At 42.9% G+C, this 13,530-nt stretch carries 12 protein-coding genes, 1 pseudogene and 1 riboswitch; of the genes and pseudogenes, 7 read left to right on the top strand and 6 right to left on the bottom strand.

The features are described 5' to 3' along the window. Positions 1-7 precede the first annotated feature (7 nt). The 3 genes from HT719_RS03445 to serS all read left to right on the top strand — a co-directional run bounded on the left by HT719_RS03445 (position 8) and on the right by serS (position 3,234). Complete coding sequence (locus HT719_RS03445) at positions 8-1,372, top strand: aspartate kinase (protein WP_172928248.1); 1,365 nt, start codon at positions 8-10, stop codon at positions 1,370-1,372. A gap of 2 nt (positions 1,373-1,374) precedes the next feature. Further along, positions 1,375-1,746 carry a DUF956 family protein gene (locus HT719_RS03440; protein ID WP_050100696.1) on the top strand — a complete coding sequence of 124 codons (372 nt, stop codon included), beginning with the start codon at positions 1,375-1,377 and terminating at the stop codon, positions 1,744-1,746. A gap of 213 nt (positions 1,747-1,959) precedes the next feature. After that, entirely contained in the window at positions 1,960-3,234 is a 1,275-nt protein-coding gene (gene serS, locus HT719_RS03435) for a serine--tRNA ligase (protein ID WP_172928246.1), read from the top strand. A 24-nt stretch (positions 3,235-3,258) separates the two neighbouring features. On the opposite strand, the gene HT719_RS03430 is transcribed toward serS, so the two are convergent. The 3 genes from HT719_RS03430 to HT719_RS03420 form a co-directional block, all read right to left on the bottom strand. Next, positions 3,259-4,158 carry a TDT family transporter gene (locus tag HT719_RS03430; protein WP_172928244.1) on the bottom strand — a complete coding sequence of 300 codons (900 nt, stop codon included), beginning with the start codon at positions 4,156-4,158 and terminating at the stop codon, positions 3,259-3,261. A gap of 110 nt (positions 4,159-4,268) precedes the next feature. After that, positions 4,269-4,817: a carboxymuconolactone decarboxylase family protein gene (locus tag HT719_RS03425; protein WP_050223066.1), complete on the bottom strand. Its 549-nt coding sequence runs from the start codon at positions 4,815-4,817 to the stop codon at positions 4,269-4,271. A gap of 323 nt (positions 4,818-5,140) precedes the next feature. Continuing rightward, on the bottom strand, positions 5,141-6,463 hold the full coding sequence (locus HT719_RS03420; protein WP_138700085.1) for a sodium:alanine symporter family protein: 1,323 nt from the start codon (positions 6,461-6,463) through the stop codon (positions 5,141-5,143). A gap of 90 nt (positions 6,464-6,553) precedes the next feature. Next, positions 6,554-6,642, bottom strand: a riboswitch (glycine riboswitch). A 254-nt stretch (positions 6,643-6,896) separates the two neighbouring features. Between HT719_RS03420 and HT719_RS03415 the strand changes: the two are divergent. Continuing rightward, positions 6,897-8,063, top strand: a pseudogene (locus HT719_RS03415) (IS30 family transposase). A 287-nt stretch (positions 8,064-8,350) separates the two neighbouring features. Here HT719_RS03415 and HT719_RS03410 read toward each other — a convergent pair. From HT719_RS03410 to zapA, 3 genes are all read right to left on the bottom strand, one after another. Next, entirely contained in the window at positions 8,351-10,687 is a 2,337-nt protein-coding gene (locus HT719_RS03410) for an endonuclease MutS2 (protein ID WP_172928242.1), read from the bottom strand. A 103-nt stretch (positions 10,688-10,790) separates the two neighbouring features. After that, the gene (locus HT719_RS03405; protein ID WP_023933107.1) at positions 10,791-11,339 is read right to left on the bottom strand and encodes a CvpA family protein; all 549 of its coding nucleotides are present in this window, start codon (positions 11,337-11,339) and stop codon (positions 10,791-10,793) included. Next, the gene (zapA, locus tag HT719_RS03400) at positions 11,336-11,638 is read right to left on the bottom strand and encodes a cell division protein ZapA (protein WP_000002019.1); all 303 of its coding nucleotides are present in this window, start codon (positions 11,636-11,638) and stop codon (positions 11,336-11,338) included. The genes HT719_RS03405 and zapA overlap by 4 nt, the downstream gene beginning before the upstream one ends. An 86-nt stretch (positions 11,639-11,724) precedes the next feature. On the opposite strand from zapA, the gene rnhC reads away from it, so the two are divergent. The 3 genes from rnhC to HT719_RS11520 all read left to right on the top strand — a co-directional run bounded on the left by rnhC (position 11,725) and on the right by HT719_RS11520 (position 13,521). Next, positions 11,725-12,606, top strand: a complete 882-nt coding sequence (gene rnhC, locus HT719_RS03395) for a ribonuclease HIII (RefSeq protein ID WP_023933106.1) — start codon at positions 11,725-11,727, stop codon at positions 12,604-12,606. Between the two features lie 3 nt (positions 12,607-12,609). Then, positions 12,610-13,224 carry a signal peptidase I gene (lepB, locus tag HT719_RS03390; RefSeq protein WP_001083986.1) on the top strand — a complete coding sequence of 205 codons (615 nt, stop codon included), beginning with the start codon at positions 12,610-12,612 and terminating at the stop codon, positions 13,222-13,224. Between the two features lie 105 nt (positions 13,225-13,329). Further along, positions 13,330-13,521 carry a hypothetical protein gene (locus HT719_RS11520; RefSeq protein ID WP_054370578.1) on the top strand — a complete coding sequence of 64 codons (192 nt, stop codon included), beginning with the start codon at positions 13,330-13,332 and terminating at the stop codon, positions 13,519-13,521. Positions 13,522-13,530: the final 9 nt, after the last annotated feature.

The raw sequence follows: 13,530 nt of genomic DNA, 5'->3' as shown, positions 1-13,530 counted from the left end.
AGTTCTTATGAAAGTTGTTAAATTTGGAGGTAGCTCTCTTGCCTCTGCTGGTCAATTAGAAAAAGTTTTAAACATCGTTAAAAGCGATCCAGAGCGTCGTTTTGTAGTTGTTTCTGCACCAGGAAAACGCAATGCTGAAGATACTAAGGTTACGGATGCCTTGATTAAATACTACCGCGATTATGTTGCTGGTAACGATATTAGCAAGAGCCAAAACTGGATTATCGACCGCTATGCTGCTATGGTTAGTGAACTAGGTCTTAAACCAGCTGTGCTAGAAAAAATTTCAAAAAGTATTCGTGCCTTGGCCACTCTTCCTATTGATGAAAATGAATTTCTCTACGATACTTTCCTAGCAGCCGGTGAAAATAACAATGCCAAATTGATTGCTGCCTACTTTAACCAAAATGGTATCGATGCACGCTATGTGCACCCTAGAGAAGCTGGTATTGTGGTCACAAGTGAACCTGGTCACGCTCGCATCATTCCATCAAGTTATGACAAGATTGAGGAATTGACAAATACAAATGAAGTCCTTGTCATTCCTGGTTTCTTTGGAGTTACCAAGGAAAATCAAATCTGTACCTTCTCACGTGGAGGCTCAGACATTACAGGTTCTATCATTGCTGCAGGTGTTAAGGCTGACCTCTATGAAAACTTTACAGACGTTGATGGTATCTTTGCAGCCCACCCTGGTATTATCCACCAACCACACTCGATTCCTGAGTTAACCTACCGTGAAATGCGTGAGTTGGCCTATGCAGGCTTCTCAGTCCTTCATGACGAAGCACTTCTTCCTGCCTACCGTGGAAAAATTCCTCTGGTTATCAAGAATACCAACAACCCTGACCATCCAGGTACTCGTATCGTTCTAAAACACAGTAGTGATGAATTTCCAGTTGTGGGAATTGCTGGTGACTCAGGCTTTGTCAGCATTAATATGTCGAAATACCTCATGAACCGCGAGGTTGGATTCGGCCGCAAGGTTCTGCAAATCCTTGAAGACCTTAACATCGGTTGGGAACATATGCCAACAGGTATCGACGATCTTTCGATTATTCTCCGTTCTCGCGAACTAACTCCTATCAAGGAAGAAGAAATCCTGCGTCAGTTGGTTCAAAAGGCTGAAGTAGACCATGCAGAAATCGAACACGACCTTTCTATCATTATGATTGTTGGAGAAAAAATGAAGAGCCATATCGGAGTAACTGCTACTGCGACACGCGCTCTATCTGAAAACAAGATCAACATCCAGATGATGTCTCAAGGTTCTAGTGAAGTTTCTATCATGTTCGTTGTCAATAAAGACCAAGAGAAAGCAGCTATCAAAGCCCTCTACAATGCCTTTTTCGGTGAAAGTAAGGAAGACTAAGCATGGCTCAATCACTTAATAAAACAGTGCTTCTCAGCACGACAGGCACTTCCTACCTCTCTATCGCTGGGAAAGTTGGGAAATTCCTTGTCGGAGATCAGGCTCTGGAATTTTACCCAGATGTCAATGTTGAACAATTTATCCAGATTCCTTGGAGTCATATCAACCAAATTGGAGCTAACGTTTCTGGTCGCAAAATCAGTCGCCACTTCGAAGTCTTTACAGACAAAGGAAAATTCCTCTTTGCTTCAAAAGACTCAGGTGCTATTCTCAAAATTGCACGCGAAAAACTAGGCAATGACAAGGTCGTCAAACTTCCGACCCTGATTCAGACAATTGGTCAAAAATTTAAAAATCTATTTGCAAAAAAGTAAAAACTTTAGTATAATCATAGCAACGGATAAGTAGGTTATCTTCTTCTTTCAGAAAGTCTGCGGGTGCTGCGAGCAGATAGGAGGGATAGGTGAAATTCTACCGTTAGTAACAATTACATACACAATCAAGTGCACACCTGTGAAGTTGGATGGAACCGTGGCCCTGCCACTCCAACGCTTTGTCAGGTGTGCTTTTTTCATAAAGGAGTTCTTATGTTAGATATCAAACGTATTCGTACAGACTTTGATGCTGTCGCAGAAAAATTAGCTACACGTGGTGTAGATGCTGCTGTCTTGAATGAGATGAAAGAAATCGATACTAAACGTCGTGACATCTTGGTCAAGGTTGAAACTCTCAAGGCAGAACGTAACACAGTTTCTGCTGAGATTGCCCAAGCCAAACGTAACAAGGAAAATGCAGATGACAAGATTGCTGCCATGCAAAATCTATCTGCTGACGTCAAAGCCTTGGATGCTGAATTGGCAGAAATCGATGCTAAATTGACAGAATTTACCACTACTCTTCCAAACATCCCTGCTGACAGCGTTCCTGTTGGGGCTGATGAAGATGACAATGTGGAAGTTCGCCGTTGGGGGACTCCACGCGAGTTTGACTTCGAACCTAAAGCTCACTGGGATCTTGGTGAAGACCTTGGCATCCTTGACTGGGAACGCGGTGGTAAGGTAACAGGAGCTCGCTTCCTCTTCTATAAAGGTCTCGGTGCTCGTTTGGAACGTGCTATCTACAACTTTATGTTGGACGAGCATGGAAAGGAAGGCTATACGGAAGTCATCACGCCTTACATGGTTAACCATGACTCTATGTTTGGTACTGGGCAATATCCAAAATTCAAGGAAGATACTTTTGAACTCAGCGATAGCAATTACGTCCTTATTCCTACAGCTGAAGTTCCTCTGACAAACTACTACCGTGATGAAATCCTTGACGGTAAAGACCTGCCAATCTACTTCACTGCTATGAGCCCATCATTCCGTTCTGAGGCTGGTTCAGCTGGCCGTGATACGCGTGGCTTGATCCGTTTGCACCAATTCCATAAGGTTGAAATGGTTAAATTTGCCAAGCCAGAAGAATCTTACGAAGAATTGGAAAAAATGACAGCCAACGCTGAAAATATTCTTCAAAAACTCAACCTTCCATACCGTGTCGTTGTGCTCTCTACAGGAGATATGGGCTTCTCAGCTGCTAAAACTTACGACTTGGAAGTGTGGATTCCAGCCCAAAATACTTACCGTGAAATCTCAAGCTGTTCAAACACAGAAGATTTCCAAGCCCGTCGTGCCCAAATCCGTTACCGTGATGAAGCAGATGGCAAGGTGAAATTGCTCCATACCTTGAACGGTTCTGGACTTGCAGTTGGACGTACAGTGGCTGCAATTCTTGAAAATTACCAAAATGAAGATGGTTCTGTAACCATCCCAGAAGTTCTTCGTCCATACATGGGTGGCGCTGAAGTTATCAAACCATAAAAAATAAGGTTTAGCTATTTCTAGCTAGACCTTTTTTCGTAACCAATTCAGATAAGCACCTAATACAAAGACTAAAATAATTAAGCAAATAGCGGTTTCAGCCAATACCAGATAATCCAGAAATGGAAGTTTCAAGATTCCCTGAGCCATCTTGAGCGAGGTAGCCGTGATAATGGTTGGGAAGGTGAGGGCTGAGAAGGCTGGTTGAAAACCTTGTTTTAAAATATTGGGCAGGCGAGTCAAAACAACGAAAAAGAAGGATTGAGAAGCCAAGATCATGACAATCAAGACCCAAGTCGGCAGGCTGGATCCTCCTACTCGAACTAGAGAAGCCAAGAGTAGAGAGAAAGGAGCACAGTAGATTCCTTCTTGCCCAAGCAAGGCTAGTGGGAGTGGATGTTTCTTTAAATCGCTATAAATAAGGGGATAGAGATAGAAGGTAAGAAGAAAACCAAAACTCAAGGTCGCATAGGCAATCTCGATAATGCCTACAAGAGGATAGGTCAAGGCAGCCACTGCTATCCCCACATAGAGAACAGTCCAGCTCGGAGTAGCATGAACCCTCCGACCAGGACAAGCAAACTTGATGGTAAAACCAGCAATCAAGGCCAAATCCAAGAGAAATGAAAACCACCAGATTCCTTGTGCTACCAGAGGAAGCTGAGGGAATACGCGAAAGACATAGGTCGATAAAATCATTCCAGCCATGGGAAAAGTAGCCATCCCTGACAAAAGAGGAGGCTTAGTCAATTCTTGCTTGGTTTCCTTCCAATTAAAAAGATGCAGAATTAGAAAGTAAATCCACAAAATCAAACCTGTCAGACTAAACAGATGTGACAGAACTGGCAACGTATCTAAAATAAGATTCCCAGCTCCTGCCAAACCTAGCAAGCAACCAGAAAATACCAAGGGGAGTTTTTTCATCCTAACCTCCAATAATCATGTTAGTTTCAGTATAGCATAAAAGCGCTTAAATGAGGGGATAAAAAACGAAGTCCGTTAATTTCAGACTTCATTTTTTACTCAGATATGAATTAAGCATACGGTTGCAATTCTGGGTTAATTGGGGTATTGGCTAGGTTGTTGGCATAGTTACAGAGGCTTGCTAGGCTGACACCGAGAACTACATCCAAGGCATTTTGTTGGGTGTAGCCAGCTTCTAAAAACTCAGCCAAGGCTTCATCTCCTACACGACCCTTGGTATTGATAACTGCCAAGGTAAACTTAGCCAGAGTGTCCAATTTAGGATCTGTTTCAATTGGAGTACGATTGCGAAGAGCTTGAATCAAGTCATCATTCATCTGGATTTGTTTGATGGAAAAAGCTGTATGACCTGCGACGCAGAAGGCACAACCATTTGTCACGGCTGCCGTGATTTGCACCACTTCACGCTCAACGGGTGTCAGGCTGTTGCGACGGTTGATAGATGCGACAGTTCGGTAGGCTTCTAAAGCAGTCGGTGCATTAGCCAAGAGACCGATTAGGTTAGGAATATAGCCATTGTTGTCTTTTTCTACTGTCTCAAGAACTTCTTTCACTTCTGCTGGTGCTGATTCTACTGTATGGATTGTAAATGTTGTCATAAGATACCTCTTTTCTTGTTATTAACACTAATATTATTGGAAAATCTTATAAAATCCTGATTCCTAAGTTTATTTAAGACAAAGGTTTATTCCTCTCATAAGATTTTCGTTGTATATTATACTCTTCGAAAATCAAATTCAAACCGCGTCAGCGTCGCCTTACCGTACTCAAGTACAGCTTTCGGCTAGCTTCCTAGTTTGCTCTTTGATTTTCATTGAGTATTAGTTTATCACACTTCCAATCACTTGCATAATATATATTATATATCAGGCTGATAAAAATTATTTATAGGCAAAAAAATCACACGAGCTGTGTGATTCCATTATTTGTCAAAATACTTTTTAGTTTCAGCAATAACGACTGGCGACAAGACCAAGAGGGCAATCAAGTTTGGCAGAGCCATCAAGGCGTTGACGATATCTGCGATAATCCAGACCATATCCAACTCGATAAATCCTCCTAACAAGACCATGAGCACAAAAACCACACGGTAGAGCCAGATAAAGCGAACCCCAAAGAGGAACTCAAAACAGCGTTCTCCGTAATAGTTCCAACCTAGAATCGTTGTAAAGGCAAAAAGTACAAGGAAGATGGTCAAGAGGGCAGGCCCAAAGTGTGAAAAGACTGTTGAGAAAGCTGACTGAGTCAAGGCAACCCCATTCAAGTCACCACTCCAAACTCCAGTTACCAAGATGGTCAAACCAGTTAGAGTACAAATGATGAGGGTATCAATAAAGGTTCCTGTCATAGAAATCAAACCTTGCTCTACTGGTTCATTTGTCTTAGCCGCAGCCGCTGCAATGGGAGCAGAACCTAGACCAGATTCATTTGAGAACACACCACGCGCCACACCATTTTGAATAGCCATCCGAACGCTAGCACCAGCAAATCCACCTACCGCAGCAAGGGGACTAAAAGCTGAGGTAAAGACTAAATCGATTGTGCCAGGGATTTTTCCGATATTAAAGAAAATAACTGTAAGAGTTCCTAAGATATAAATGATAGCCATAAAAGGAACAACAGTAGTTGAAACCTTTGAAATGGACTTGAGTCCGCCAAAGACTGCAATCGCTACAAAGACAGACAAGACGAGAGCTGTGATGGTTGGCGAAATCGCCGTTGTATTTTGGATAGATTCTGTAATCGAGTTGACTTGGGTGAAGGTTCCGATTCCCAAGAGAGCAACCAGTACTCCTGCTACTGCAAACAAAACAGCAAGTGGTCGCCACTTCTCCCCCATTCCTAGAAGGATATAGTGCATGGGACCTCCCGCCACTGCACCATGGTCGTCCTTGGTGCGGTATTTAATGGCCAAGAGTCCTTCCGCATACTTTGTAGCCATTCCAAAGAAAGCCGCCATCCACATCCAAAAGAGGGCTCCTGGTCCACCAACCTTGATAGCCGTCGCAACTCCTATGATATTTCCTGTTCCAACGGTTGATGCCAAGGCTGTACACAGAGCTGCAAAACTGGATACATCCCCATGTCCCTTATCCTGGATAAAAATAAGCTGAAAGGCCTTGGGCAGACGCAAAACCTGCAAGAGTCCTAGCCGAATAGTTAGGTAAAGCCCTGTTCCGACCAATAAAATCAAGAGGGGCGGTCCCCAAGCAAAAGCATCGATTGATTTAAGCAATTCTAACATTTCCTTCTCCTATCGTTTCAACCCCAAAAGAAAGAGCACATGCAAGATACATGTACTCTGGAATGCTTAGATAAATGCTAAAAAGCGGTCTATCCTAGCTCTGTCCTTTTACCTGAGAGTTTGAGCAGTTGCCTGCCTTGCCCCTTCGGTGCCTTTACGGTCTCTCCAGAGTTCCGTCCATTTACAGTCATGGAAAATCAAACGATTCCCCACTTCTATTAAACTTCATTCGGTGTTGGTATTTAATTGATTCTTATTTTACAAAAAATGTTGGCTTTTGTCAATGTGTTTATTAGTAAAAATTAGTTCAACAGTTTTTACGGTAACTTCTCAAAGTAACTTCCACTTGCTTGACCAAAGTGGAAATTAGTCTAAAACGGATTTTTATGGTGGAATTAAGTGTGAGACGTTTGAGTTAGAAATGAGGCTCACTATGACAAAACATAAACACCTTACCCTTTCAGACCGTAATGATATCCAATTAGGCTTAGAGCGCGGTGAAACCTTCAAAGCTATCGGACAGTCCATTCTAAAAGACCCGACCACTGTCTCCAAAGAAGTCAAACGAAACAGACGAGTCCGAGAGTCTACATGCCATAACCTTCCTTGCCCTCTACTTGACAAAACTCCCTTTGTCTGTAACGGCTGCCCTAAAAGAAGACAAAACTGTGGCTATCAGAAAATCTTCTACCTCGCTAAGCAAGCTCAAAAACAGTACGAACAAACTCTTGTTGAAGCTCGTGAAGGAACTCCCCTCAATTCCAAGACCTTCTGGGACATGGACAAAGTCATTTCTGATGGTGTTAAAAAGGGACAACACATCTATCATATTCTCAAAACTCATAGCCTTGATGGCAGCTCCTCAACCGTCTATTGACACATCCGAAAAGGATACCTATCTATCGCTCCTATTGACCTAGTCAGAGCCGTTAAATTCAAAGAAAGACGGAAAAGTAAGCTACCTTCCATCCCTAAAGAAGCTAAAAAAGGCCGTTCCTATGAGGATTTCCAAAACTATTTAGCCCTTAATCAACTAGACTCTTGGCTGGAAATGGATACAGTTATGGGCAGAATGGGAGGTAAACTCCTACTCACCTTCAACTTGTCTTTCTGTAACTTTATCTTCGCTAGACTGCTGGATAATAAAACTGCCCTTGAGGTTACCAAACACCTCTATGACATCAAGAACACTCTTCACCAAGCTGACAAAGATTTCTTCCAACTCTTTCCTGTCATCCTGACAGATAATGGTGGAGAGTTTGCAAGGGTTGATGACATCGAAATGGATGTGCGAGGAGAGAGTAAACTCTTCTTTTGTGACCCTAATCGCTCTGACCAGAAAGGGAGAATTGAGAAAAATCACACGCTGATTCGAGACATTCTACCTAAGGGAACTTCTTTTGACAATTTAACTCAAGAGGACATCAATCTCGTTTGTTCGCATGTCAACAGTGTCAAACGCGCTGCTTTGAATGGAAAGTCAGCCTATGAACTCTTTGCATTTACCTATGGAGAAGAGATTCCTAAGCTTCTCGGCATTTCTAAAATACCTGCAGAAGACGTCTGCCAGTCGTCTAAATTACTCCAACATAAGTTCTAAAAACTAATCTTTAACCGCATTCAAACGTCTCACACTAACTTCCACCATAGCGGAACTTAATCTGAAACGCTTTCAGATGAGGGGATTTTGTGCGCTCTTTTTTTCGATTCATTTTGGCTACAAAAGCGATGAAATCAAGCATGAGTAAAACCAGTGGAACTTACCCTGACACGGATTTCCACTGGTTTTTAGGATTTTTATCAGACTAACTTCCACTTGGATTAGCGGTGGAACTTAGTTTGGGAATTTACCCAACAGTTTTTACTTTATGAATTCCGAAATATTTCTTATCCTTTAAAAGTGACAATAGTCGCACCACTGCCTCCAGCATTTTGTGGGGCATAGCCAAAACTCTTGACATGTTTGTTTCTTTGTAGGTATTTGGTGACACCTTCACGGATGACACCTGTTCCGATACCATGGATGATATCGACTTGAGCCATATTATTAAGCAAGGCTTGGTCGATAAAGGCATCTAGCTCATTCATAGCCTCTTCATAACGTTTGCCTCGAAGATCCAGTCTGGCTTGTGGACCACGACCAGAAGTTCGTTTCACAACATTGACCTGTTTCTTCTTGACTTGCTTTTCTTGCTGGGCTTGAACAAGGTCAAACTCTTTCTCTTCCAAGGTCATCTTGATTAAACCAACTTGGGCTTCCCAACGGCCGTCCTTAAGCTGACTTGTCAAGGTACCACGCTGACCGTAACTGAGAACCACGATATCATCTCCTACCTTTGGAGCTCGTTTTTTCTTAGCTTTTTGAAGGACCTTGTTTTTAGACAAATCTACTTTTTCAGGAGCCAATTTTTTCAACTTGGCCTTGGCTTCTATGATTTCGTGGGGTTTAAGTTGAGATTTGCTGTGGAGATTTTTAAGAATCTGGTCGCTCTCACTTAGGGCCATGTCCACAATCTCAGCAGCCTGTTCACGCGCTTTATTGAGCTCCGTTTCCTTTTCACGATTGAGCTCATTGTATAGCTTTTTGAGAGCACGGTTCATCTTGAGATTTTCTTGCTCCACCTCACGGATATTGTCCAAGCGTTTACGACTTTCAAGCGTCTGCTCTTCCAGCTGCTCAATAATACGATTGACATCATTGTCCTGATTGACCTGCTGGCTGGCATCCCCTACGATAACTTCAGATAGGCCTAGACGTTTGGCAATTTCAAAGGCATTGCTTCGGCCAGGAACTCCCTGCATAAAGCGATAGGTCGGGCGTAGAGTTGCAGTATCAAACTCCATGCTGGCATTTTGCACAAAGGCTGTCTCAATACCGTAGGCCTTGAGTTCTGGATAGTGGGTAGTCGCCATGGTCTTGACTTGACGCAGGCGAAGGTCCTCCAGAATAGCCATGGCAAGGGCAGCTCCCTCTTGAGGGTCTGTACCAGCCCCCAACTCATCCAAAAGCAAGAGTGAATGTTGATTGACCTTGCTAAGAATATCCACAATATTAGTCATGTGGCTAGAGAAGGTAGACAAGCTCTGCTCAATAGACTGCTCATCCCCAATATCTGCAAAGATTTCTTCAAAAATACCAACACGACTTCCCTTATCAGCTAAAATCGGCAAACCTGACTGAGCCATCACCTGTGTCAAGCCCAGAGTTTTAAGCATGATGGTCTTCCCACCTGTATTGGGACCTGTAATGACAATCGCTGTTAAATCTTGACCAAAATGGACATCATTTGCGACAGCATTTTTGACCAAAGGATGGCAGACATGGAGCAATTGAATTTCCTGATTTTCTGACAGCTGAGGAACGACTGCTTGCCTTTCTTGGATAAAGCGGACCTTGGCACGAATCAAGTCCAGATGGCCGATAATCCAAGCATCATTAGCAATCTCAGCCGCATAAGGGCGAACACGCTCAGAGATTTCTTGGAGAATGCGAAGCATTTCATAACGCTCATCTGCTCGCAAACTAGCAATTTCTTCGCTCAGTTTGACCACCTCACGGGGTTCGATATAGACGGTGTTTCCACTAGCAGAAATATCATGAACGACACCTGCAATCTTATTGCGGTAGGTATTTTTGACTGGTAAAACCTGACGACCATTTCTGCTAGCAACGATTCCTTCTGTCAACATCTGCGCTTTTTGTTTGAGCAAATCTTGCAAGACATCGCGGACCTGACTCTCGCTGTCATGGATTTTTCGACGGATGCGCGCCAATTCTTCACTGGCAAAATTTTCAATGAAACCTGCATCATTAAAGGCTTGGAGATTTCCTTGTAATTGCGGAAAATCGTGTAATTTCTCAAACCAAAGGGCTAATTCTTCCAAGCTGACATTTTCCAAATTGGCATAAAAACTTTGCAGTTCTCGACTAGCAAGAAGCACGCGCTTCAAGAGGAGGAACTCCTCGATATTGAGGTCTGCTCCCATCTCCAACCGCTTGCAGACTCCTGCAATTTCCTTAGTTGCGAGAATAGTAAAATGCGGTTGCTCTACGAAAAGAGCCTGCATCTCCTTCATCTCAGCAAAAGCCTGTTTGATTTTATCTGCTTTAGCAGTCGGAGCCAGCTGTCTCAATTGCTCCAAGCCCTGCTCGGTCAACAAATGGGGTTCAAACAAGGCCTTGACCTTATTGAACTCTAATGTTTCTAATATTTTCTTATTCATCTTTATTTCCTTGTCTTTGAATGTCTAGGTGTGGTAGCTTTTTATATTCTGATAGATTCGAGTCAAATCTGTAAACAAAGGGCTAGGAAAACTCCTGCCCTTTTTATCCGATTAAATTTGTCACCCAGATTTGTTTGAGCCAACTAGTTGTTACCGGTATGCTCTGGATGATGTGTTTTGCGACGATACTCTTTTCAAGAGGATTTTGTATAGCTGCCATGGGGATGGTCGCCAAGATGGTCAAAGCCATTTGCAAGACAAATAAGGTCACCAACATGGACAAGATACCTGCTGAAACTTGGAACAACTTACCACCCAGTTTTTTACTAGGAATCAAGTGTAAGAGGAGACCAAGCAAACGACCGATGCTATAGACAATCCCAAATACAAGCAAGTAGCCGATGCCTGCATAAAAGACCTTATCCAGCTGAAAGAGTTGATCCGATGGGAAAAAGAAAGTCCCCTGACCTTCCTGCGGATTTGCATAAGGAAGTAATAAATGGAACTGCTCTCCAAGCCCCTTATAAAACTGGCCAGCCATAAAAGCCGATGCCATGGCTGAAATCAGGTAATAAATCTGTAAGAGCAGGCCTCTCCGATAGCCGATATAAAATCCCCAAGCCAAGACCAATAGAAGAAGGAGTGAAATCATAAGGAATCCTCAATCTTGCTCTGTTCTTGCTTGCAAGTCACAAGCTTGTGACGGAGTTCTTCTAGCTCTTGCTCCTTATCATCAAATTCAATCTCACGGCTGAGCTGAGTTGATAAACAGTTGACTGCCAACAAAAGAGCGATGGTTTCATCATCTGCGCTAGGCATTTGTTCTTTAATTGCTTGGTATTTTTCTGTCGCAACCTTGGCAATTTCCTCCATAAAAAGGTTATCATGCTCGCTTGTCAAGGTTAATGATTTTTTCCCGAATGTAAATTTGAATCGATTTAGATTTGCCATAAAATTCACCTCACGATATTATACCAAAATTCGCTAACTTTGTCAGTTTTTACAAATTTGCCTGCTTTTGTGGTACAATAGAAACTATGGCAAGTATAACACTCACACCAAGCGAAAAGGAGATTCAGGCTTTTCTTGAACACTACCAAACCAGTCTAGCTCCCAGCAAGAATCCCTATATCCGCTACTTTTTGCGACTACCTCAAGCAACGGTTTCTATCTATACTTCTGGAAAGGTCTTGCTTCAGGGTGAGGGGGCTGAGAAATACGCTCGTTTCTTTGGCTATCAAGCTGTAGAGCAAACCAGCGGACAAAATCTTCCTTTGATTGGGACAGATGAGGTTGGAAATGGTTCCTACTTTGGTGGGCTTGCAGTTGTGGCTTCCTTTGTCACACCAGACCAGCACGACTTCTTACGAAAACTCGGTGTGGGAGATTCTAAGACTCTGACCGATCAAAAGATTCGTCAGATTGCCCCTATCCTCAAAGAAAAAATCCAGCATCAAGCACTGCTTCTCTCACCAAGCAAGTACAACGAGGTCATCGGAGACCGCTACAACGCTGTTTCGGTTAAGGTAGCCCTCCATAACCAGGCTATCTATCTCCTTCTTCAAAAAGGCATTCAGCCTGAGAAAATTGTGATTGATGCCTTTACCAGTGCTAAAAATTATGACAAGTACTTGGCACAAGAGGCCAATCATTTCAGCAATCCGATCAGCTTAGAAGAAAAGGCTGAGGGAAAATACTTGGCTGTCGCAGTTTCTTCTATCATTGCGCGTGATCTCTTTCTGGAAAATCTAGAAAATCTAGGACGAGAACTGGGCTATCAACTTCCAAGTGGAGCTGGAACGGCTTCTGATAAGGTGGCTAGCCAGATTTTACAAGCCTATGGTATGCAGGGACTCAGCTTCTGCGCCAAATTGCACTTTAAAAATACTGAAAAAGCGAAAAAACGCTTAGAAAGGTAAGTTATGAATTCATTTAAAAATTTCCTAAAAGAGTGGGGATTATTCCTCCTGATTCTGTCATTACTAGCTTTAAGTCGTATCTTTTTTTGGAGTAATGTCCGCGTAGAAGGACACTCCATGGATCCTACCCTAGCGGATGGCGAAATTCTCTTTGTCGTTAAGCACCTCCCTATTGACCGTTTTGATATCGTGGTGGCCCATGAGGAAGATGGCAATAAGGACATCGTCAAGCGCGTCATCGGAATGCCTGGCGATACCATCCGTTACGAAAATGATAAACTTTACATCAATGACAAAGAGACAGATGAACCTTATCTAGCTGACTATATCAAACGCTTCAAGGATGACAAACTCCAAAGCACCTACTCAGGCAAGGGATTTGAAGGAAATAAAGGAACTTTCTTTAGAAGTATCGCTCAAAAAGCTCAAGCCTTCACAGTTGATGTCAACTACAACACCAACTTTAGCTTTACAGTTCCAGAAGGAGAATACCTTCTCCTCGGAGACGACCGCTTGGTTTCGAGCGACAGCCGCCACGTAGGCACCTTCAAAGCAAAAGATATCACAGGGGAAGCTAAATTCCGCTTCTGGCCAATCACCCGTATCGGAACATTTTAAGAAATCGAAGAGGCCGAGAGTCAGCAATCTCAGCCTCTTCTTCTATCGTGAGAATATGATTATTCACTATCCAGTTTGATTAAGATAGAAACAAAGTTATACTCAATGAAAATCAAAGAGCAAACTAGGAAGCTAGCCGCAGGTTGCTCAAAGCACTGCTTTGAGGTTGTAGATAGAACTGACGAAGTCAGCTCAAAACACTGTTTTGAGGTTGTGGATAGAACTGACGAAGTCAGTAACCATACCTACGGTAAGGCGACGCTGACGTGGTTTGAAGAGATTTTTGAAGAGTATTAAGGAGCAAAA

Source organism: Streptococcus sp. k-378, assembly GCF_013277505.1.
Taxonomy (GTDB): domain Bacteria; phylum Bacillota; class Bacilli; order Lactobacillales; family Streptococcaceae; genus Streptococcus; species Streptococcus pseudopneumoniae.
This window is presented reverse-complemented; position numbering and strand designations above follow the sequence as displayed.

Coding starts and splice junctions, on each gene's coding strand:
- rnhC (WP_023933106.1), top strand. CDS start 11,725: ATGGCAAGTATAACACTCACACCAAGCGAAAAGGAGATTCAGGCTTTT.
- HT719_RS03445 (WP_172928248.1), top strand. CDS start 8: ATGAAAGTTGTTAAATTTGGAGGTAGCTCTCTTGCCTCTGCTGGTCAA.
- HT719_RS03425 (WP_050223066.1), bottom strand. CDS start 4,817: ATGACAACATTTACAATCCATACAGTAGAATCAGCACCAGCAGAAGTG.
- HT719_RS11520 (WP_054370578.1), top strand. CDS start 13,330: ATGAAAATCAAAGAGCAAACTAGGAAGCTAGCCGCAGGTTGCTCAAAG.
- HT719_RS03410 (WP_172928242.1), bottom strand. CDS start 10,687: ATGAATAAGAAAATATTAGAAACATTAGAGTTCAATAAGGTCAAGGCC.
- HT719_RS03440 (WP_050100696.1), top strand. CDS start 1,375: ATGGCTCAATCACTTAATAAAACAGTGCTTCTCAGCACGACAGGCACT.
- lepB (WP_001083986.1), top strand. CDS start 12,610: ATGAATTCATTTAAAAATTTCCTAAAAGAGTGGGGATTATTCCTCCTG.
- HT719_RS03430 (WP_172928244.1), bottom strand. CDS start 4,158: ATGAAAAAACTCCCCTTGGTATTTTCTGGTTGCTTGCTAGGTTTGGCA.
- HT719_RS03405 (WP_023933107.1), bottom strand. CDS start 11,339: ATGATTTCACTCCTTCTTCTATTGGTCTTGGCTTGGGGATTTTATATC.
- serS (WP_172928246.1), top strand. CDS start 1,960: ATGTTAGATATCAAACGTATTCGTACAGACTTTGATGCTGTCGCAGAA.
- HT719_RS03420 (WP_138700085.1), bottom strand. CDS start 6,463: ATGTTAGAATTGCTTAAATCAATCGATGCTTTTGCTTGGGGACCGCCC.
- zapA (WP_000002019.1), bottom strand. CDS start 11,638: ATGGCAAATCTAAATCGATTCAAATTTACATTCGGGAAAAAATCATTA.